The sequence below is a fragment of the Roseburia sp. OM02-15 genome (genome assembly GCF_003481835.1).
GTDB lineage: Bacteria > Bacillota > Clostridia > Lachnospirales > Lachnospiraceae > Eubacterium_I > Eubacterium_I ramulus_A.
Genome location: NZ_QULX01000010.1, coordinates 78,430 through 99,398, shown reverse-complemented (window position 1 = coordinate 99,398; position 20,969 = coordinate 78,430). Strand labels below are relative to the sequence as shown.

The following is a 20,969-nucleotide window of genomic DNA, read 5'->3' as shown; positions in this document are numbered from 1 at the left end:
TCTTTTAAAGTGGTTTTTGATTTGCATATATGATATAAATGGCAAAATATAAACTAAAGGAATTATGTGAATTTATAACTGACGGAACACATCAGACACCAGAATATTGTGGAAATGATGGAGTTATCTTTCTTTCATCCAAAGATGTCACAGAGCGAAAAATTAACTGGGATAGTGTAAAATATATTCCAAATGCATTGCATGAAAAATTATGTAAAAGATTAAAACCTAGAAAGAATGATATCTTATTAGCAAAAAATGGGACAACAGGTGTTGCAGCCATTGTAGATAGAGATGAGATATTTGACGTTTATGTAAGTTTAGCTGTATTAAGACCTTTAAATGTTGTATATCCGAAATATCTTTTATATGCTATAAATAGTCCAGTTGTGAAACGGCAATTTGATGCAGGATTAAAAGGAGTCGGTGTGCCTAATCTTCATTTGGGTGTCATTAAGGAAACTTGGATCAATGTTGTAAAAAAAGAGGGACAACAAAAAGTTTGTAAAGTTTTAGATAAAATAGAAAAGATAATTGAGTTAAAAAAGCAAGAATTACAATTATTAGATGAATTAATCAAAGCTCGATTTGTAGAGATGTTTGATTTGAGTGAGTGCGTATATGGAACGTTTGGAAAAGATACTGATTTTGTAGATTATAGAGGAAAAACTCCAGAATTATCTGATGTGGGAACTATTCGAATGGTAAATGCAAAGTCAGTGGGAAAAGGTGTTTTTAAAACAGTAAATGAATATGTTACAGATGAGGTATACGAAAAATGGATGCATCGTGGTTTGGGTTATCCTGGTGATATTTTGTTTGTTACAGAAGGGCATACTTTTGGAAATACCTGTTTGGTCCCTGATTATCTTAAAAAATTTGCACTCGGGCAAAGAGTAATCACGATAAAGGGACATTCAGAAGTTATTGATAATGCGTTTTTGGGTACCTATATGCAAATGGAGCAGTTTAAGCAAGATATAGATGTATATAAGACGGGTGGAACTGCACAAGGAATTCGGAGTAAGGATCTTTTAAAGATAAGGCTACCATTGCCAAAGTATAAGGAGCAAAAAGAGTTCGCTGACTTCATCAAACAAGTCGACAAATCAAAAGTTGTACATTACATATAAAAATAGCACACGATAAGCAATTGGGGGGTGAAACACATGAAAACCAATTTTGATTATTTAAAAACAGAAGCAAAATTTTCCACATTTGCAGATGTAGCCATTTCTGCTGAGAGGTTTGTATTGATGGATTCAGAAGTGAGTATTCTCAACTGCCGCCGTGCCATGGAGTTTGCGATTAAATGGATGTATTCTGTAGATTCAGAGTTGGATATGCCATATCAGGATAACTTGCAGAGTCTGTTAAATGCAGAAGAATATCGGCGCATTATCGGACCAGATCTGTGGAAACGAATGGATTACATTCGCAGATGTGGCAATAATGTGGCACATGGCAGTCGAAAACTGGGGCGGGATGAAGCAATGCTTTGTCTGGAAAATCTGTTTATTTTTCTGGATTATATTGCCTGCTGTTATGCGGATGAATATACGGAGCGGACATTTGATAGAAGCATCATCACTGACAGAGTGAAGAAAGCAAAGGAATCCAGAGATGCAGCAAATGCAGTGAAGCAGGATCTGGTAAAAGAACAGGAGAAGTCTGCACAGCAGGAGCTGGATTTACAGAAACTGATGGCAGAGAATGCTTCGTTAAAGGAAGAATTATCTGCCCGCAGGCAGGAACAACAGCAGACTTATGTTCCGAAACCATTGGATTTATCGGAATATAAAACCCGGAAATTATATATTGATGCGATGCTTCAGGATGCTGGTTGGAGAGAAGGCGAAAACTGGTTAAATGAAGTTCCGGTGGAAGGAATGCCAAATAAGTCGGAGACCGGTCGCATAGATTATGTTTTATATGATGATATGCACCAGCCGTTGGCAATTATTGAGGCAAAAAGAACCTGTGTGGACGTGGCAAAAGGTCGTCAGCAGGCAAAATTGTATGCTGATATTTTGGAAAAACAATACAAGAGACGCCCGGTTGTCTTTTTAACGAATGGATTTGAAACGCATATCATTGATGGAAAATATCCGGAACGAAAGTGTGCTGTGATTTATTCGAAACGCGATCTGGAGAAGTGGTTTAACCTTCTTCGTATGCGGACAAGTCTCAGACATGTTACCGTAAATAAGGATATTGCAGGCCGTTATTATCAGGAGGCAGCGATCAAAGCAACCTGTAATAGTTTTGATGAGAAAAATCGCCGGAAAGCGTTGCTTGTTATGGCTACCGGTTCAGGAAAAACCAGAACGGTGATTGCACTGTGCGATATATTGTTGAAGGCTGGATGGGTAAAAAATATATTGTTTCTGGCAGATCGTAATTCTCTTGTTACGCAGGCGAAGCGTAGTTTTGTAAATCTGTTGCCAAATTTATCCTGTACGAATCTGGTGGAAGAGAAGGATAATTATAATGCACATTGTGTTTTTTCCACGTATCAGACAATGATTCACTGTATTGATGAAGTGAATGATGCAGATGGCAAGATTTTTACATGTGGACATTTTGACTTGGTGATTTGTGATGAAGCACATCGGTCTATTTATAATAAATACAGAGACATTTTTAATTATTTTGATGCGCCACTGGTAGGTTTGACAGCAACGCCAAAGGATGAGATTGATAAAAATACATACGAAATATTTGAATTGGAAAATGGTGTGCCGACTTATGGATATGATCTGGCACAGGCAGTAAAAGACGGATATCTGGTGGATTATGTTTCGGTTGAATCAAAGTTGAAATTCATTGAGCAGGGAATTGTGTATGATGAGTTGTCAGAGGAAGATAAGGAAGCGTATGAAAATACGTTTCAGAATGAGGATGGAACTGTCCCGGAAGCAATCGATTCATCCGCTTTAAATACGTGGGTTTTTAATGTGGATACGATTCGTCAGGTGCTGGACATTTTGATGACAGATGGCATTAAAGTTGATTATGGACAGAAAATTGGAAAGACAATTATTTTTGCAAAAAACCATGCACATGCGGAAAAAATCCTGGAAGTTTTTCATAAGGAATATCCGCATTTACCAGACGATTTTGCGAAAGTGATTGATAATTATATGACCTACGCGCAAAGTGCGATTGATGAATTTTCAGATCCGAAAAAATTGCCGCAGATTGCCATTTCCGTTGACATGTTGGATACAGGAATTGATGTTCCGGAAGTTGTGAATCTTGTATTTTTCAAAAAGGTAATGAGTAAGGCAAAATTCTGGCAGATGATCGGACGGGGAACCAGATTATGCCCGGAATTGTTAGATGGAGAGGATAAGCAGAAATTTTATATTTTTGATTTTTGTGGAAATTTTGAATTTTTCCGTATGAATAAAGGAAAAGCAACGGCAAATGTGCTGGCTTTGCAGTGTGCGATTTTTAATTTGCAGTTTGAAATTACATATAAATTACAGGATCTGACCTGTCAGACGGATCGATTGATTGCTTATAGAAAAGCTCTGGTAAAACATATGAGTGAGAAAGTACAGGAATTGCCGAGAGATAATTTTGTGGTCAGACAGCATCTGAAATATGTGGATTTATATGCAAATGAGGATAACTATAAAGGATTAACCTATGAAGATACACTGCTGGTTCGGGAAGAAGTGGCCCCACTGATTTTGCCGGATGGCGATGAGGCAAGTGCAGTCCGTTTTGATGCGTTGATGTATGGAATTGAACTTGCATATTTGTTGGGAAAGAAGTATACGCGCGCACGTCATGATTTGCGAAAGAAAGTAGAAGGAGTGGCGAGTGTAGCCAATATTCCGGAAATTCAGGCACAGTCAGATTTTATCTATGAATTGTTGCACACAGATTATGTGGAACGGGCAGGTGTGAATGAATTTGAGGAAATCAGAAGCAGATTGCGGGATTTGATGAAATATATTCCAAATACGGGAACAATAAAATATGAAACTGTATTTACAGATGAGTTATTGTCAAAAGAATGGCATGAATCTGAGCTGGAAAATGATGAATTGAAAAATTATAAAGCAAAAGCGGAGTATTATATTCGACAGCATCAGGACAACGAAGCGATTGCAAAGTTAAAGACGAATCAGCCATTGACGACATCAGATGTTGAGAACCTGGAAGAAATTCTCTGGAAGGAAGTTGGAAGTAAAGAGGATTACGAGCAGGAATATGGTGAAAAACCATTGGGCGAATTTGTGCGTGAAATCGTTGGTCTTGATATGAATGCGGCAAAAGAAGCATTTTCTGAATATCTGTCAGATACAAATATGGATAGCAGACAAATTTATTTTGTAAATCAGATTGTGGAGTATATTGTTCATAATGGAATGATGAAAGATTTGTCTGTACTTCAGGAGTCGCCGTTTACAGATCGCGGAAGCGTCGTGGAAGTATTTACAGATTTATCCGTATGGATGGGAATTCGCAACGTAATTGAAAGTATTAATGCAAATGCCGCAGCTTAAGGGATTGCCTGAGAAAAAACACTTGCTATATCAAACTCACAAACGTATAATAAACTATGTATGTGAACACAGAAAAAGTGAAGAGATCTGTGTTTGGCAATGGATACGAAAACAGACATCGGATATCTGTTTTTTAGGAATATAAAATACAGAGCAATCTGTATGGAATGGAGGATATACAGTGGCTTTAAAGAAAAAACCGGTAAACGGTATGAAAGATATTATGCCGGATGAGATGCAGATCCGCGATTATGTACAGAGCGTGATCAAAGAGACTTATCGTGCATTCGGATTTACCCCGATCGAGACACCTTGTATGGAAGATATTGCAAACCTGAGCAACAAGCAGGGTGGAGAAAATGAGAAACTGATCTTCAAGGTATTAAAACGTGGTGAGAAATTGAAACTGGAGACTGCACAGAGTGAGGCAGATCTGGTTGATTTTGGTATGAGATATGATCTGACTGTACCGCTTTGCCGTTATTATGCAAACCATGCAAATGATCTGCCGTCCCCGTTTAAGGCACTTCAGATGGGAAATGTATGGCGTGCAGACCGTCCGCAGAGAGGTCGTTATCGTCAGTTCATGCAGTGCGATATTGATATTCTTGGCGAGCCGTCCAATCTGGCAGAGATCGAGCTGATTCTTGCTACTACAACCACACTTGGCAAACTTGGATTCAAGAATTTTGAAATCCGTATCAATGAGCGCCGTATCTTAAAAGCAATGGCAGCTTACAGCGGATTTGCAGAGGAAGAGTTTGATACCGTATTTATCATTCTGGACAAGATGGACAAGATCGGTCTGGAAGGTGTTGCAGAGGAACTTGCAAAAGAAGGTTATGCACAGGAAGCGATCGATAAATATCTGTCTCTGTTCACAGGTGTGGAGCAGGCAGAGGATGGCATCAGCTATCTGGCAGATACTTTAGGTGACTATCTGGATGCCGAGATCGTTCAGAATATGAAAGAGATCGCCTCCGCAGTAAATGCAACAAAGATGGCATCTTTTGAGCTGGTATTTGATCCGACTTTGGTACGAGGCATGTCTTACTATACAGGAACTATTTTTGAGATCGCAATTCCGGAGTTTGGCGGAAGCTGTGGTGGCGGCGGACGTTACGACAAGATGGTTGGAAATTTCACCGGAAAAGATGTTCCGGCTTGCGGATTTTCCATCGGATTTGAGCGTATCATCCTGCTTCTGATGGAGAATGGTTTCAAGATTCCGGAGCAGCCGAAAAAGACTGCATATCTGATTGAAAAAGGATATCCGGGAGATAAACTCAGCGAAGTGATCGGACAGGCACAGCAGGCGCGCGCAAATGGCGAGCAGGTACTGGTTGTCCGTATGAATAAAAATAAAAAATTCCAGAAAGAGCAGCTTTCCAAAGAAGGTTACGAGGAATTCGTAGAATTTTTTAAATAGGAGGAATATATTATGGCAGAGTCCATGCGTGGATTGAAAAGATCCCATAGATGTACAGAGGTATCCAGTGCGGATATCGGAAGTACCGTTACCGTTATGGGTTGGGTACAGAGAAGAAGAAATCTGGGAAGCCTGATCTTTATTGATCTGAGAGACCGTTCCGGTCTGCTTCAGATCGTATTTGATGAAAACAGTGTAGGAGCAGATGGATTTGCAAAAGCAGAGACACTCAGAAGTGAGTACGTTATCGCTGTTGTTGGTAAAATCCAGAAACGTTCCGCAGCAGTAAATGAAAATTTAAAAACAGGTGATATTGAAGTGATCGCAGAGAGCCTTCGTATCCTTTCTGAGTCCGATACACCGCCTTTCCATATTGAGGAGAATTCTCAGACAAAAGACGAAATTCGTCTGAAATATCGTTATCTGGATCTTCGTCGTCCGGATTTACAGCGTAACCTGATGCTGAGAAGTAAAGTGGCTTATCTGATGCGTGATTTCATGGCAAAAGAGGGCTTTATCGAGATCGAGACACCGGTTCTGACAAAATCCACTCCGGAAGGAGCAAGAGATTATCTGGTACCGAGCCGTGTGCATCCGGGAAGTTTTTATGCACTTCCGCAGTCTCCACAGCTGTTCAAACAGCTGCTGATGTGCTCCGGATATGACCGTTATTTCCAGATTACAAAATGTTTCCGTGATGAGGATTTACGTGCAGACCGTCAGCCGGAGTTTACACAGGCCGATATGGAGCTGTCTTTCGTAGATGTAGATGATGTATTAGACGTAAATGAGCGTCTGTTAAAATATGTATTTAAAGAGGCCATCGGTGTGGATGTACAGATTCCGCTTCCGCGCATGACATGGCAGGATGCCATGGATCGGTACGGTTCTGACAAACCGGATACCCGTTTTGGCATGGAATTACATGACGTATCTGACGTTGTGAAAAATTGTGGATTCGGCGTATTTACCGGTGCATTAGAAAACGGCGGCAGCGTACGTGGTATCGCTGTTCCGGGCAAAGCTTCCATGGGACGTAAACAGATCGACAAGCTGGTTGATCTGGCAAAAACATATGGAGCAAAAGGTCTGGCTTATCTGTGTGTAAATGAAGATGGCACATACAAATCTTCTTTTGCAAAATTTATGACAGAAGAAGAACTGGCAGCTTTAGTAGAAGCTACCGAAGGAAAACCGGGCGATTTGCTGTTATTCGCTGCTGATAAAAATAAAGTCGTATGGGCAGTTCTTGGCGCCTTAAGACTTCATATGGCAAAAGAACTGAACCTGCTGGATCCGAACCAGTACAACTTCCTCTGGGTAACAGAGTTCCCGTTACTGGAGTGGTCCGATGAAGAGAATCGTTATATGGCAATGCATCATCCGTTTACTATGCCAATGGAAGAGGATTGGGATAAGATCGATTCTGATCCGGGCGCTGTTCGTGCAAAAGCATATGACATCGTATTAAATGGTACTGAGCTTGGCGGCGGTTCTGTCCGTATCCACCAGGATGACATTCAGGAGAAAATGTTCGAAGTACTTGGATTTACAAAAGAGCGTGCATGGGATCAGTTTGGTTTCCTGCTCTCCGCATTCAAGTATGGTGTACCGCCACACGCAGGACTGGCTTACGGCTTAGATCGTATGGTAATGCATATGGTACATGCAGATTCTATCCGTGACGTTATCGCATTCCCGAAAGTAAAAGATGCTTCCTGTCTGATGACAGAAGCTCCAGGTACGGTAGATGAGAAACAGTTAGAAGAACTTGGACTTGCAATCAAACTTCCGGAAGAGACAACAGAAGAGGAGTAATTGTAAAATTGCATAAAAATGAGTAAAAAGCGGGAGTGGAAAATCTGAGGATTTTCTGCTCCTGCTTTTTGCATGCCTTGAAAATAAAGGATTTGTGGGAAAAAATGCGTGTTGTGCAATTTGTATAGTGTAAGAAATGCAGAAAAATTTATGGTTGACGGTCAGGGGGAAGTGGTATATATTCATGCTATCGTTCTTCAAACAAATCTGATTCAGATAAAATTGCATAGTTATCAGAGTGGTGATATCTTACGAGCAGTCTAAATATTGTTGCACCGATTCGGTAAATATCAAGAAAAACAGAGTGATACATTGTATTAGTTAAACTATGAAAATAAAAAGAGAAGAAGGCTAATGAAACTTGAACGCAGAATAAGCATTTCCCCGATTCAAGCGCGTAGAGCACTAAGCGGTGGGTAAGGGGGATGCTTATACCAGTGGGAGTTAAAAGCTCCCACTGACAGGTCGCAAAGCGACTGCGTTCATGAGCAAGTAGCGAAAGCGGATTGCGAATGTCCGCTTTAAATATGTAAATATTTCATATGGAGGAGGTTGTTTGCATGACAAAAAAGTTACGAGATTATTTTCCTATGCTGCAGACCAGAGAAGTAATTTTGAAAGAAATCAATAATAACGAAAAGATGTGGAGTACGTTTTATTCGTGGGAAGAAGAACGGCAGGAGGAATTTCTTGATTTTTGCACTGGAGCGCGGGGAGTAAAAGTGATGTATGATTTTGTGAGTAAAGAGATTTTGAATCCAGAGTCAACACCAGAGCGTATTGATGAATTATTGTCTCTGTTATTAAAGCAGGAGGTTCATGTGATGGAAGTTTTACCAAATGATGGAACACGATTGGCAGATGAATCATCACTTGTTATTATGGATATTGTAGTGCAGCTTTCCGATGGCAGCATTGCAAATCTGGAAATTCAAAAAATTGGGTATAAGTTTCCGGGAGAAAGAAGCGCCTGCTATTCCGCAGATTTGCTGTTGCGGCAGTATAAGCGGGTGCGAAGTGAACGAAAGAAAAAATTCAGTTACAAAGACATCAAAGATGTATATACAATTGTGCTGTTTGAAAACAGTCCTGCAGAATTTAAAAAATTTCCAGATGTATATATTCATTCTTTCGGGCAAAAATCAGATTCGGGATTGGAATTTAATCTGCTGCAAAAATATGTATTCGTAGCGCTTGACAATTTTAAAAATATTCAGCAAAATAAAGAAAATAAGTATCTGATAAACAGTCGACTTGATGCATGGATTGCGTTCTTTTGTATAGATGATCCGGAAATGATTGTTGCGATTATCGAGCAGTATCCCGAGTTTAGAGCATACTATGAACAAATCTATGACATCTGTCGAAATATCGAAGGAGTGATGGATATGTTTTCGAAAGAATTACAGGAACTTGACCGGAATACTGTGCAGTTGATGATTGATGAGATGCAGGAGGATTTGAAACAAAAAGGAAAAGAACTGGATCTTATAAATCAGAAATTAGGTGAGAAGAATCAGGAACTGGATGAGAAGAATCAGGAATTGAATGAGAAGAATCAGGAATTGAATGAAAAAAGTCAGGAATTGGATGAAAAAAATCAGAAATTACAGGCGGCTTTAGCGCGTATTCATGAGCTTGAAGAGGAAAAGAAAAAAGCAAATCAATAAGATGGAAAATGAATTCCTAACAGAAAGCCGGCAATTGCCGGCTTTCTGAAAAATATGCTAAAACTATACTATTCATAATCCACCCGGAAGGCTGCAAAGTCCAGATCAGTTTCAGTTCCGTCTTTAAGATGAACATAAGGTGTGACTTCCAGAGACGTGAAGTCCTGTGTTAATGCTGGAAGCAAAATATTAGTCTGGAAGCAATAATTTCCGTCATCATCAACATATGTGCTTTCTCCGGAATTATTCCAATGTTCATCTCCGGAGTCGTTTGAGTCAAAGTAGACGGAGGAGAAGGTCTCTGAATCTGTCTTTGTATCAAAGATATTTCCATTGGAATCGATAATGTGGCAGTAAATCCAGTTATGAATTGTATCACCGGAAATGATCTTATCGAACTGATCATAGGAAGCTTTATCCTTGCCAAAATTCCATGTCAGACTAAGATAAGTTCCGGAGGCAGAAGTCTTGCTTTCTCCAACAGTTACCGTTGCACCATTTGCGGCAGATGCAGTGATTGCTGGTTTGACATTGGTATTACCGGAAATATAAAAGCTGATCGTCTGCGTGTAGAAATATCCGGTTTTGGGATCTCTGACGGTTGTCAATGGAATCTGTACTTTACAGTTGTCTGGAAGATCTGCATCGGAAAGTTCCACTGTAGCATGAAATGCACCGCGTTTATATTGTGGATCACCTTCGTCACCATAGATACCGTTGATGTCCCAGGTAGCCAGATAAACTGTATCATTGATAACAATACGGTCAGGAAGAAACCAGTCTCCAAGTGTATTTAGACCATATTCGGTTGCTTCGCCATAAATGGAAAGCAGACCGCCATCATAATAAGCATCGATCACATTCATATACGGGGTTGACAGTTTTTGATATTTACCGTCCTGATCATACAGTTCTAACATAACATCCGGCCAGGTATCAGAAAAAGTAGTAACAAGACCGCTTTCTTCTGATACAATCGTTGCTGGTGCCACAGAATCTGTCGTGTCAGAAGCAGCAGATGTTTCTTCTTCGGAAGAACTTTCCGGAGTAGTGATACGTCCTGTTTCCTGCAAATACTGCTGTGATCTTGCCTGATACTGTTTAATTCCGGCATAAGCGCCGGTGGTTCCCATAGTAGCGCATACAATAATTACGGCAGCAACTTTTGCCGGCATCCATTTCTTTTTGGATTTTATAGGAGAAATATTTTTTTTCTGCTGTTCCTGAGCTATCTGATTAACAACAAGCTGTTTAAAATGCTCCGGTGTTTTTGGAAAAGTTTCTTTTTCATATTCGAAATCATTGTGTTTAGAGTCGTGATTCATATGGCGGCCTCCTTTTCAAACATTGTTCGTAACTGAAGTTTTCCGCGGTTTAACCGCATTTTTATGGCACTTTCACTCATTTCCAGAATGTCTGCAATTTCCCGTATTTTAAATCCGTCAAAATAGTACATTACCAGTGGAAGACGGTAGGAAATATCTAGCTGCATCAGATGCTGATACAGGTCTGAGTAATCCTGCTGTGCGGCTTCTTCGGTCAGTACACCTTCCTCATAAGTGACTTCCCGTTTGCGTTTCCGCAGGATCATCTGACATTCGTTGATCAATATGCGTGAAAACCATGTTTTGGCATATTCCTGTTTTTTTAGTGTGTGAAGTTTTGAAAATCCTTTTACGATGGCAGACGACATGGCATCCTCACAGTCGGCATCCTCTTTTAAAATCGCCTTTGCAATGCGGTAGAAGTCATCGGTAAAAGAAATGATCAAATCTCCGAAATCCTGTTTTGTCATAACTTCCCTCTTTTTATCTCAATATGTTTTTATAAATGTGAAATGAGATTTTTATACTCTGTAATAGCTATTACACCCATTAGATGCAGTTTAACATAAAAAAGTCACAAACATATGATAAGAATTCATTCAAAGTAGATTTGTTCTCCTTGTTGGTTTGGTTTCCGGCAGAATTGGAGACATGTGCAGAAGAATTATGTCATGTGTTACACAATGTGCATGTTGTGATAAAAATGATGATGGCATTTGGGAATTTTACCTGCAATTTACAGAAATCTGGTTCTGGATTTTACCCGGTGGTCATAAGCTGAAAATGTTGCAAATCTGAGAAATATTTTTTCTGGAAAGTTAATCAGAAAAAATAAGTCATAAATCAGAAATCCACGCATATAGTATAGAGTGGGCTAAGAAAGGAGAGATGTATATTTGAAAGAAGAAAAAGAAAAGAGAATTGATACCAAAAAAGAAAAAGAGATAAAAACAGGGGACGTGACAATGCATGAAACAGAAGAACCTGCCGATGTGTTTCCGGAGAAAACAGGGGATAATCTGATATTTCTGGATGATCCGAAATTACGAAAAGAATATCTGGATTGTATGAGATATCTGCTGACGCAGATTACAGATTTTGGATTTGCGCAGGAAGAAGAACTGGGACGCAGCATTATCAGTCATACAAAATATCGTTTAAAAACAAGAGAGAGTATTCTGGCAAAGATGGAGCGCAAGAAACGGGAGTTGACAGAGGAGAATGTGTTTACTTACATAAATGATCTGGCAGGAATTCGTGTGATCTGTCTGTTTCTGGATGATATCTACCGGGTGAGAGATTTTGTCCGTGAACTTCCCGGAATTACAATTGTGAAAGAGAAAGATTTTGTGAAAAAACCGAAAAACAGTGGCTATCAAAGCCTGCATATGATCGTACAATTTGCTAATGAAAAAAAGGTTGAAATTCAGTTGAGAACCATTGGAATGGATTTCTGGTCGGTACTGGAATATCAGCTGCAGTATAAAAAGCATCATAAAAAAGGAAAACAATTGAAAAAGGAGCTGTTTTCCTGTGCCATTGATGTAAGAAATATGGATCAGCGAATGCTGGATCTGAGACAGTCAATTGAAAACGTATAAAAAGGTGTGCCTTCCAGGAAAGCACACCTTTTTTATTACTCAAAGTCAGGGGAATGGGTACATTCTCTTTACCTGCTTCAATGTATTCATTTGTTAAACTGTAATCGAATCTTAAGCCTCAATTGGTTTCAGATCGTCAGCGATGATCAGTTTTGCTTCTGTAGCTGCCTGAATCTCTTCAACAGTGAATTCCGGATTGTACTCTTTTAATACGATTCCTTCCGGAGTTACTTCCATAACACCCATCTCAGTAACAATCAGGTTTACCTGAGCTTCTGCTGTTAGAGGTAATGTACACTGTTTTAAGATCTTCGGTGCACCTTTCTGTGTGTGCTCCATAGCAACGATAACTCGTTTAGCACCTACTACAAGGTCCATAGCTCCACCCATTCCAGGAACCATTTTTCCAGGAATGATCCAGTTTGCGATATTTCCTTTCTCATCTACCTGAAGAGAACCAAGGATCGTAGCATCTACATGTCCACCACGGATGATGGAGAAAGATGTAGCACTGTCAAAGAACATACCGTCTTTCTCGATACCAGCCGGCTGTCCACCTGCATTTACGATGTATGCAGCATCCGGATCTTCCGGATCAACAGCTGCAAGACCGATGAATCCGTTCTCAGACTGTAATGTAAGTTTAACAGATGGATCAAGGTAATCCGGAACCATAGTAGGAAGTCCGATACCAAGGTTTACAACATCACCATCATGTAATTCTTTAGCGACACGTTTCGCGATATATGGTTTGATTTCGCTTCTTTCCATCTTATGCTTCCTCCTTTACTACTAAATAATCAACATAAATGTGTGGAGTTTCCACATAGTTTGGACCAATCTCACCAGCCGGAACGATTTTCTCAACTTCAGCGATAACGATATCAGCTGCGGAAGCCATCATCGGGTTGAAGTTACGAGTAGATCCTTTGTAACGGATATTTCCGGATTCATCAGCAATATATCCCTGGATGATTGCAACGTTACCACGGATTGCTTTCTCAAGAAGGTACTCTTTACCATCTAATTCGATAACCTGTTTGCCTTCAAGAGTTGTCGGTGAAGTGCTGTCAGCAACGATAGTACCGATACCTGTTGGTGTAAGGAATCCTGCAAGGCCAGCTCCGCCTGCACGTACCTGCTCAGCAAGTGTACCCTGTGGCTGAAGTTTTAATTCGATCTCACCAGCATTGAATTTTGCTGCAACTTCTTTGTTCAGACCTACGTGTGTAGCGATTAATCTTTTAATTAATCCGTTGTGAAGTAAACGACCTGTTCCTTCATTTTCGAAACCTGCGTCGTTACATACAACTGTAAGGTCTTTTGCTGTTACTTCGTTTACGATAGATTTTGCTGTTCCGTTTGTCATGAATCCGCCGACTAATACTGTATCGCCATCTTTGATCAGTGCGGCAGCTTCTTTAGCAGAAATAACTTTTGTTCTAGCCATTTCTTTCCCTCCTATTAATTACATGATAATAATTATTGTGCTCTGTTGATAACGTCATGCGTCCACATAGCCTGTTTCCATTATAGCACCTTGCCCGGCAAAATCCAGAGATATTTCACAAAAAAATTGAAAAAACTGTGATTTGTTTGTAAAAAGTTTGAATCAACGCTTTAAAGTGATAAAATATTTTTGTTGATTTTTGGAATAAAGTAAGATAAAATGACAGAAATGAGTTGAGACAAAGGAGAAAACAGTGATGAATTACTATGGAAAAGGAAATATGATGTCTGTAAGGGAAGATGTCGTGGTTTTGGATGCAACGCTGCGTGACGGTGGTCTGGTAAATGATTTTTACTTTACCGATGACTTTGTACGCGATTTATATAAAACGAATCTGGAAGCCGGTGTAGATTATATGGAGTTCGGCTACCGGGCAGATAAAAAGCAGTTTGATGTGAACAAATTCGGAAAATGGAAATTCGCGGAAGATGAAGCAATTCGTGAGATTGTCGGAGACAATGACACCGATATGAAAATCTCCATTATGGCAGATGTGGGCCGCTGTGATTACAAACACAGTATCAGGGACCGCGTAGACAGTCCGGTGGATCTGGTTCGTGTGGCTACTTATATCAATACGATGCCGGAAGCAATTGCTATGATTGAAGATGCTGCCGCAAAGGGTTATGAGACAACCTGCAATATTATGGCAATTTCCAAATGTCAGGAGCGTGATATTCAGATGGCGCTGGAGATGCTTGTAAAATCTTCGGTAAATGGTGTTTATGTGGTAGACAGTTATGGTTCTCTGTATCCGATGCAGATTTGTGAGATTACATCCATTTATCTGGATGCACTGGCAGAGAGTGGAAAAATGGTTGGTATTCATGCACATAACAATCAGCAGTGCGCCTTTGCAAATACTGTTCAGTCACTGGCAGTTGGTGCAAGTATGCTGGATGGAACTGTCATGGGAATGGGACGTGGCGCAGGAAACTGTTCACTGGAAGGACTGCTTGGATTTTTGAAAAATCCGAAGTATGAGATTGCACCGGTACTTTCTTTTATTGAAAAACATATGTTAAAACTCATCGAAGACGGAACGGTATGGGGATACAATATCCCTTATCTGCTGACCGGTCTGACAGATCAGCATCCAAGAACTGCTATTGCCGCAACGAAGAATCACGATACGAATTATCTGGATTTTTATCATATGCTGCTGGATGACTAAAAATTCAAGTCGAACGCACGTGAGACTTGGTGCGTGATTCTGGTCAGCGTAAGCTGACATCTTCTTTTCAGAATCACTGCACTCTACACTCCGTTCCGGTCGGCGCAAAACCATTGTCTCCCAGACAATGTGCGCCCTCGCGGAGCATTTATCTCAGTCGGAGATTGAACTCCCACTGAGAAATACTTGTTACTACTCACCACTTGCAGAAGTGGGAGTCTCAACTCAGACTGAGATAAAAAACTGTGAGAGGGAAAAATTTCCGTTTCTCACAGTTTTTTTATTTTTCTATAATAATAAAGAAATCCGGTCAGATCTGCCAGAATCCATCCAATCGGAATCGCCCACCAGATAGCGCTGACACCAAGCGGGGTATGCGGTGCAAAGGCATAAGCCAGAGCCACACGGGTTCCCAGGGACACGATGGTGAGCACCAGTGACATGGCAGGTCGTTCGATGGCGCGGTAAAGACCGTAGAGCAAAAACAGACAACCAATGCCCCAGTAAAAAGCACCTTCAATATGCAGATAACGTACACCTTCCGCAATGATCGTCGTTTCACCTGCATCCACAAAAATCTGCATTAATGGACGGGCAAAGATCCAGACAACAGCGGAAATGATCACGCAGAAAAGAATCGACACGCGAACCGCAGTGCGGATTCCGGCGGTTACCCGGTCTGGACGTTTGGCTCCGTGATTTTGTGAGATAAACAGGGAGAAGGCATTGCCAAATTCCTGCACTGGCATATATGCCAGCGTATCGATTTTAACCGCGGCGGCAAAGGCAGCCATGATTGCGGTACCGAAGCTGTTTACCAGTCCCTGGATCATCAGGATACCAAAGTTCATAACGGATTGCTGCAGACAGGTGAAAAAGGCGTAGCATCCCACTTCTGAAAACGTTGTTTTCCGGAAAATGCGCTGTTCCTTTTTCGGGAAAAGCTGTGGATTTTTCCATAAAGCAGCAATTGTAATGCCAATACCGGAGACGCCCTGTGCAATCACCGTGGCACCGGCAGCTCCGCCGACACCAAGCTGCAGTCCGATTACAAACCACAGATCCAGCACGATATTTAAAATGCTGGAAACTGCCAGAAAAATCAGGGGCAGGATGGAATTGCCGACTGCCCGCAGGACAAAGGCAAAATAATTGTATAAAAATGTAAATCCAATGCCGATAAAAATAATGCGGGCGTAAATGCGCATCAGCTCATAAATGTCTTCCGGTGTCTGAAGCACTGTCAGAATCCCGTCCGTTCCGATAAACACGATCAGGTACATGAGGAGCGTCACCAACAGAACAAGCCAGAAAGATACCCACATACATTCTTTCATTTCCTTTTGCCGGCCGGCGCCGTAATGCATGGAAAACAGCGCGCCGCATCCCATACAGAGTCCGATCATGACAGAAGTCAGAAAGGTCATCAGGGTGTAAGTGCTGCCGACGGCTGCCAGTGCGCCGGAACCAAGAAAACGTCCGACGATGATCGTATCGGTAATATTGTAGACCTGCTGTAACAGATTTCCCAACATCATCGGCAGGGCAAAAAGCAGCAGGGTTTTAAAGATTGGTCCTTTTGTTAAATCTTTTTCCATAATGGTATTACTATAGCACAGATTTGCAGATTTTTGCATATGTTGTGGTGAAAGTATCGTTTGGAGTGCAATATGAATTTTGGACAGGAAAGATTTCAGTGGCTGGAGCAGGATCCGTATACCCGCGAAAAAATGCCATTTTATATGACATATCCGATGCAGAATACCGTATTTGAGGAGACGGAGTATGAAAAAGACTGCAAACGTCTGCAGGAAATGTATCCGCGGGATGCCAGAAAAATTCAGAGTATGGTGGATGAGGAATGCGATCGGATGGAATATGAAGGCAGCATGATGTTTGACCGGTATCCAGACCGGCTGATGATGGAGATGATCTGCCGAAGGATTTACCGGGGATTGCGGCCGGAAGATGTGGAAGAGGATGGGCGTCTGCATGTGGATGAAAAATATTTTATGCTGGTACAGGTAATGCTTATGCAGGAAATGTATCGCAGAAGATGCAGACATTATCGGTGTCGGAGATGGTATTAGGTCTTGTGTGTCGCAAAAAGATACCCTATAATGGAAACGACTTAAATTGATTTCCAATAAATTTTTATCTCAGTCTGAGTTGAGACTCCCACTTCTGCAAGTGGTGAGTAGTAACAAGTATTTCTCAGTGGGAGTTCAATCTCCGACTGAGATAAATGCTCCGCGAGGGCGCACATTGTCTGGGAGACAATGGTTTTGCGCCGACCGGAACGGAGTGTAGAGTGCAGTGATTCTGAAAAGAAGATGTCAGCTTGCGCTGACCAGAATCACGCACCAAGTCTCACGTGCGTTCGACTTGAAATTAATAGGTAACAAGATAGATAATTCCTTACTGACTGTAAGGGGGATTCACCACAAATATATTGCAGTAGAAAAGAGAAACGTTATGATAGAAAATCCATGGAAAGAAATACTGACTGGCTGCATGAATGAGCAGTTGGCAAAAATCATTATCAGCGGTCCGCGCAAAAAAGATGGAGTGCGAAAAATTGAGATACGACCGGTATTATTAAAGGAAAAACTCATGTTTCAGGCAAGTGCTTACACAGAAAAACAGGTGCAGCATTACAACCTGACAGAAGCAGAATGTTATGAGAAGATTGCGGAGTGGACAGAAGGGTTCCGCCAGTTAGAGGCGCTGCATCCGCAGGAGCACATTCAGGTGCTGATCAGCAAAAAAGGAAAACGGTCGGTACACAGGTCAAAATCCGGCTGTCCGGTTCCGAAAGCGAACCTGTCACATAACCGGAAGAAACAGTATATTTTAGATCCGGAGATTCCGGTTCCGTTTCTGATCGACCTTGGGGTTCAGACCAAAGAGGGCAAAATCGTTCATTCCAGATATGATAAGTTCCGTCAGATGAACCGTTTCTTAGAATTTATTGAAGATATCGTTCCGGAGCTTCCAAAAGACAGAGAATCTGTTATCATAGATTTCGGTTGTGGCAAGTCTTATCTGACGTTTGCCATGTATTATTATCTGCATGAGTTGAAACACTATGATGTACGGATCATCGGATTGGATTTGAAAGCAGATGTTATCGCGCATTGTCAGAATCTGGCAGAGGAATACGGATATGAAAAACTGTCCTTCCTGACGGGTGATATTGCACAGTATGAGGGTGTGGATCATGTAGATATGGTCGTAACCCTGCATGCCTGTGATACAGCGACTGATTATGCGCTGGAAAAAGCCGTAAAATGGGGCGCAAAAGTGATTTTGTCTGTGCCGTGCTGTCAGCACGAAGTGAATAAACAGATTCAGAATGATCTGTTGCAGCCGGTTTTGAAGTATGGACTGATCAGGGAACGAATGTCGGCGCTTTTGACCGATGCGATCCGTGCAAATCTGCTGGAAGAAGCAGGCTATCAGGTGCAGGTACTGGAATTTATTGATATGGAGCATACGCCGAAAAATATTTTATTGCGGGCAGTAAAATCCGGAAAGCAAAAAACATCCGGGGAACTGACAGAATTGATGGAGGAACTGCATGTGTCACCGACGCTGGCGGCGTTGCTGAGAACAGAAAGGAATACAGCAGATGCGTAAAGGAATACGAAAGTTTTTTATCCTTGTGGCGGTGTTTATCGTTGCATTATTTACTTTTTCCAAGATCACAAACCATGAAACGAAGGATCTGACGACGGATATGTCGGCGGCTTCCCTCCCAATCGTATATTTTGAGGATAACGGGCACAGAGTCAATGAGCTGCATGGCTATACGGCGGAAATGTCAGCGGTTTCCATGCGTGATACCATCACGCCCCTTCCGGATAACCATAAGCTGTCGCTTCGCATTGATCCGTATGGCAAAAATATTGACAGTGTGACCTTTGAAGTGCGCAGTCTGGACGGAAGCAGACTGGTTCAGGATGGAAAAGTTACGCTTTCCGGCGATGAGAGCGCAATGAAAGGTGAGATCACCGTTGAAAATCTGTTGGAAAAAACCACAGAATATCAGCTGATCCTGAAGGTAAAAGAGGGCGATACAACTGCAAGTTATTATACCCGGATCAAGGATGCCGGAGACAGTCAGATCAGTACCTGTGTGGATTTTGTGGAAGAATTTCATGCGATCACTATGGACAAAGACCGCCAGTCAGAGCTTGCTTCTTATATGGAGCCGTCTGCGGATGCAGACAATACTTCTTTGCAGACCGTTACCATCAACAACAGTCTTTCTCAGGCTTGCTGGGGGGATCTGCAGGGAACAGAAGTGACAGAACCGGTGGCATCCATCAAGGAAATGTGTGATGAATATCAGGTTATTTTGCTGGAATATATTTTATCTGCCGACAATGAGAACGGTCAGACAGAATATTATAACGTGCAGGAATATTACCGGGTGCGTGTCGGTGCAGAGAAAATTTATCTGTTAAATTTTGAACGGACCATGGAAGAAATTTTCCAGGGAGACGGTGCCCATGTATCCAAGGATTCCATTAATCTTGGCATCCGTTCCGATGTGGTGGATTACAAGGCGAATGAAACCGGAAATATTATCTGTTTTGTACAGCAGGGAGAGCTGTGGAGCTACAATCAGTCTGAGAACAAAATGACACAGGTATTCAGCTTCCGAAGTGGCGATGACATGGACATTCGGGAAAATTATGATGAGCATGCGATCCGGATCCTGAAAGCCGATGAGGGCGGAAGTATCGATTTTGTCGTATATGGCTATATGAACCGTGGAGAGCATGAAGGTCAGGTGGGTGTCAGCGTATGCCATTATGACTGTGTGACCAATACAGTGGAGGAAATGTTATTTATTCCGACGACATTATCCTATCAGGTGGTAAAAGAGCAGCTTGGCACGTTAATGTATGTATCGGATAACGGATATTTTTATCTGACTATTTCTGATCAGGTATACAAGATCAATCTGGATACGAAAAAATCAGAGATTTTTATCAGCGATCTGCAGACGGATATGATCGTAAGTTCTGAAGACGGACGGCATATTGCATGGTCAGAAGATGGAAGCGTCATGCATGTGACAGATCTGGAAAAAGGCGATACTTACGATGTTAATGCGGAAAGTGGTCAGACTTTGAAACCGCTTGGATTTATCGGAAGCGACTGTATTTATGGATGGGGTTATACGTCAGATGTGTTCAGCACGGATACGCAGACCAATACGCTGGCACTGAGTCAGGTATTGATCATGGATTCTGGCGACAGTGAGCATCAGATTTTGAAAACTTACCAGAGTCCGGGCATGTATGTGACAGGTATCCGGGTGCAGGATGGCAGCATTTACCTGTCCAGAGTGGCAAAATCCGGGGATACCTATACGGATGCATCGGAAGATACGATCATGAATCGTGATATGCAGGATGAAAATCTGGTGAACGTGTCAACCACGACTTCTACGGTAAAACAGACGGAGGTTGTGATCACGCTGAGTACGGAATCCTCTGGAAAAGCACCAAAACAGGTGATCCCGAAACAGATTCTGAATGAGGAATCCGTGACGATCGAAATGAAAAACCTGAATGCGTTCAGTGACTATTATGTCTATGCGAAAGGTCAGGTTATTTTGGCGACAAAGGATATGGCAGCAGCAATTCAGAGCGCAGATGAAAATAAAGGTGTTGTCATCGGAAAAGATCTGCTTTATGTATGGCGGCGTGGAGAAAGTCAGACGCAGGAGCCGTTGGAAATTTCTGAATAAAATTCAAGTCGAACGCACGTGAGACTTGGTGCGTGATTCTGGTCAGCGAAAGCTGACATATTCTTCCCAGAATCGCTGCACATCCCCGCGGAGCGTTTATCTCAGTCGGAGATTGTACTCCCACTGAGAAAGACTTGTTATTACTCACCACTTGCAGA

Annotated in this window: 15 protein-coding genes; 10 read left to right on the top strand and 5 right to left on the bottom strand. The window is 41.7% G+C overall.

The features are described from left to right. The first annotated feature begins 38 nt into the window (after window positions 1–38). From DXB15_RS10805 to DXB15_RS10785, 5 genes are all read left to right on the top strand, one after another. Entirely contained in the window at window positions 39–1,133 is a 1,095-nt protein-coding gene (locus DXB15_RS10805; RefSeq protein WP_118702963.1) for a restriction endonuclease subunit S, read from the top strand. Between the two features lie 36 nt (window positions 1,134–1,169). Next, complete coding sequence (locus DXB15_RS10800; protein WP_118702962.1) at window positions 1,170–4,520, top strand: DEAD/DEAH box helicase family protein; 3,351 nt, start codon at window positions 1,170–1,172, stop codon at window positions 4,518–4,520. A gap of 181 nt (window positions 4,521–4,701) precedes the next feature. Continuing rightward, on the top strand, window positions 4,702–5,949 hold the full coding sequence (hisS, locus tag DXB15_RS10795; RefSeq protein ID WP_118702961.1) for a histidine--tRNA ligase: 1,248 nt from the start codon (window positions 4,702–4,704) through the stop codon (window positions 5,947–5,949). 12 nt (window positions 5,950–5,961) lie between these two features. Further along, complete coding sequence (gene aspS / locus DXB15_RS10790; protein ID WP_118702960.1) at window positions 5,962–7,767, top strand: aspartate--tRNA ligase; 1,806 nt, start codon at window positions 5,962–5,964, stop codon at window positions 7,765–7,767. Between the two features lie 560 nt (window positions 7,768–8,327). Continuing rightward, window positions 8,328–9,437 carry a PD-(D/E)XK nuclease family transposase gene (locus DXB15_RS10785; RefSeq protein ID WP_109215537.1) on the top strand — a complete coding sequence of 370 codons (1,110 nt, stop codon included), beginning with the start codon at window positions 8,328–8,330 and terminating at the stop codon, window positions 9,435–9,437. A 68-nt stretch (window positions 9,438–9,505) separates the two neighbouring features. On the opposite strand, the gene DXB15_RS10780 is transcribed toward DXB15_RS10785, so the two are convergent. Both DXB15_RS10780 and DXB15_RS10775 read right to left on the bottom strand, forming a co-directional pair. Further along, window positions 9,506–10,762: a hypothetical protein gene (locus tag DXB15_RS10780; RefSeq protein ID WP_118702959.1), complete on the bottom strand. Its 1,257-nt coding sequence runs from the start codon at window positions 10,760–10,762 to the stop codon at window positions 9,506–9,508. Then, entirely contained in the window at window positions 10,759–11,232 is a 474-nt protein-coding gene (locus tag DXB15_RS10775; RefSeq protein ID WP_109215539.1) for an RNA polymerase sigma factor, read from the bottom strand. Before DXB15_RS10775 ends, DXB15_RS10780 begins: the two co-directional genes overlap by 4 nt. Window positions 11,233–11,658: 426 nt before the next feature. Here DXB15_RS10775 and DXB15_RS10770 point away from each other — a divergent pair, with 426 nt between their 5' ends. Then, window positions 11,659–12,363, top strand: coding sequence for a GTP pyrophosphokinase (locus DXB15_RS10770; RefSeq protein ID WP_118702958.1), 705 nt, complete (start codon window positions 11,659–11,661; stop codon window positions 12,361–12,363). Window positions 12,364–12,474: 111 nt separating this feature from the next. Here DXB15_RS10770 and DXB15_RS10765 read toward each other — a convergent pair whose 3' ends face one another. Next, window positions 12,475–13,134, bottom strand: a complete 660-nt coding sequence (locus DXB15_RS10765; protein WP_109216984.1) for a 3-oxoacid CoA-transferase subunit B — start codon at window positions 13,132–13,134, stop codon at window positions 12,475–12,477. Window position 13,135: 1 nt separating this feature from the next. Further along, a complete protein-coding gene (locus DXB15_RS10760) occupies window positions 13,136–13,813 on the bottom strand; it encodes a CoA transferase subunit A (RefSeq protein WP_021738579.1) in 678 nt (225 codons plus the stop codon). 256 nt (window positions 13,814–14,069) lie between these two features. On the opposite strand from DXB15_RS10760, the gene DXB15_RS10755 reads away from it, so the two are divergent. Next, the gene (locus DXB15_RS10755; RefSeq protein WP_109216982.1) at window positions 14,070–15,047 is read left to right on the top strand and encodes an aldolase catalytic domain-containing protein; all 978 of its coding nucleotides are present in this window, start codon (window positions 14,070–14,072) and stop codon (window positions 15,045–15,047) included. 269 nt (window positions 15,048–15,316) lie between these two features. Here DXB15_RS10755 and DXB15_RS10750 read toward each other — a convergent pair whose 3' ends face one another. Beyond that, the gene (locus DXB15_RS10750) at window positions 15,317–16,645 is read right to left on the bottom strand and encodes an MATE family efflux transporter (RefSeq protein WP_118702957.1); all 1,329 of its coding nucleotides are present in this window, start codon (window positions 16,643–16,645) and stop codon (window positions 15,317–15,319) included. Between the two features lie 72 nt (window positions 16,646–16,717). On the opposite strand from DXB15_RS10750, the gene DXB15_RS10745 reads away from it, so the two are divergent. From DXB15_RS10745 to DXB15_RS10735, 3 genes are all read left to right on the top strand, one after another. Next, window positions 16,718–17,137 (top strand): hypothetical protein, encoded by a 420-nt coding sequence (locus DXB15_RS10745; RefSeq protein ID WP_118702956.1) that lies wholly within the window; start codon window positions 16,718–16,720, stop codon window positions 17,135–17,137. A gap of 385 nt (window positions 17,138–17,522) precedes the next feature. Next, a complete protein-coding gene (locus DXB15_RS10740) occupies window positions 17,523–18,686 on the top strand; it encodes a class I SAM-dependent methyltransferase (RefSeq protein ID WP_118702955.1) in 1,164 nt (387 codons plus the stop codon). Next, window positions 18,679–20,811, top strand: coding sequence for a hypothetical protein (locus DXB15_RS10735; protein ID WP_118702954.1), 2,133 nt, complete (start codon window positions 18,679–18,681; stop codon window positions 20,809–20,811). Before DXB15_RS10740 ends, DXB15_RS10735 begins: the two co-directional genes overlap by 8 nt. Window positions 20,812–20,969 lie beyond the last annotated feature (158 nt).

Coding starts and splice junctions, on each gene's coding strand:
- DXB15_RS10805 (WP_118702963.1), top strand. CDS start 39: ATGGCAAAATATAAACTAAAGGAATTATGTGAATTTATAACTGACGGA.
- DXB15_RS10800 (WP_118702962.1), top strand. CDS start 1,170: ATGAAAACCAATTTTGATTATTTAAAAACAGAAGCAAAATTTTCCACA.
- aspS (WP_118702960.1), top strand. CDS start 5,962: ATGGCAGAGTCCATGCGTGGATTGAAAAGATCCCATAGATGTACAGAG.
- DXB15_RS10785 (WP_109215537.1), top strand. CDS start 8,328: ATGACAAAAAAGTTACGAGATTATTTTCCTATGCTGCAGACCAGAGAA.
- DXB15_RS10780 (WP_118702959.1), bottom strand. CDS start 10,762: ATGAATCACGACTCTAAACACAATGATTTCGAATATGAAAAAGAAACT.
- DXB15_RS10775 (WP_109215539.1), bottom strand. CDS start 11,232: ATGACAAAACAGGATTTCGGAGATTTGATCATTTCTTTTACCGATGAC.
- DXB15_RS10765 (WP_109216984.1), bottom strand. CDS start 13,134: ATGGAAAGAAGCGAAATCAAACCATATATCGCGAAACGTGTCGCTAAA.
- DXB15_RS10760 (WP_021738579.1), bottom strand. CDS start 13,813: ATGGCTAGAACAAAAGTTATTTCTGCTAAAGAAGCTGCCGCACTGATC.
- DXB15_RS10755 (WP_109216982.1), top strand. CDS start 14,070: ATGAATTACTATGGAAAAGGAAATATGATGTCTGTAAGGGAAGATGTC.
- DXB15_RS10750 (WP_118702957.1), bottom strand. CDS start 16,645: ATGGAAAAAGATTTAACAAAAGGACCAATCTTTAAAACCCTGCTGCTT.
- DXB15_RS10745 (WP_118702956.1), top strand. CDS start 16,718: ATGAATTTTGGACAGGAAAGATTTCAGTGGCTGGAGCAGGATCCGTAT.
- DXB15_RS10740 (WP_118702955.1), top strand. CDS start 17,523: ATGATAGAAAATCCATGGAAAGAAATACTGACTGGCTGCATGAATGAG.
- DXB15_RS10735 (WP_118702954.1), top strand. CDS start 18,679: ATGCGTAAAGGAATACGAAAGTTTTTTATCCTTGTGGCGGTGTTTATC.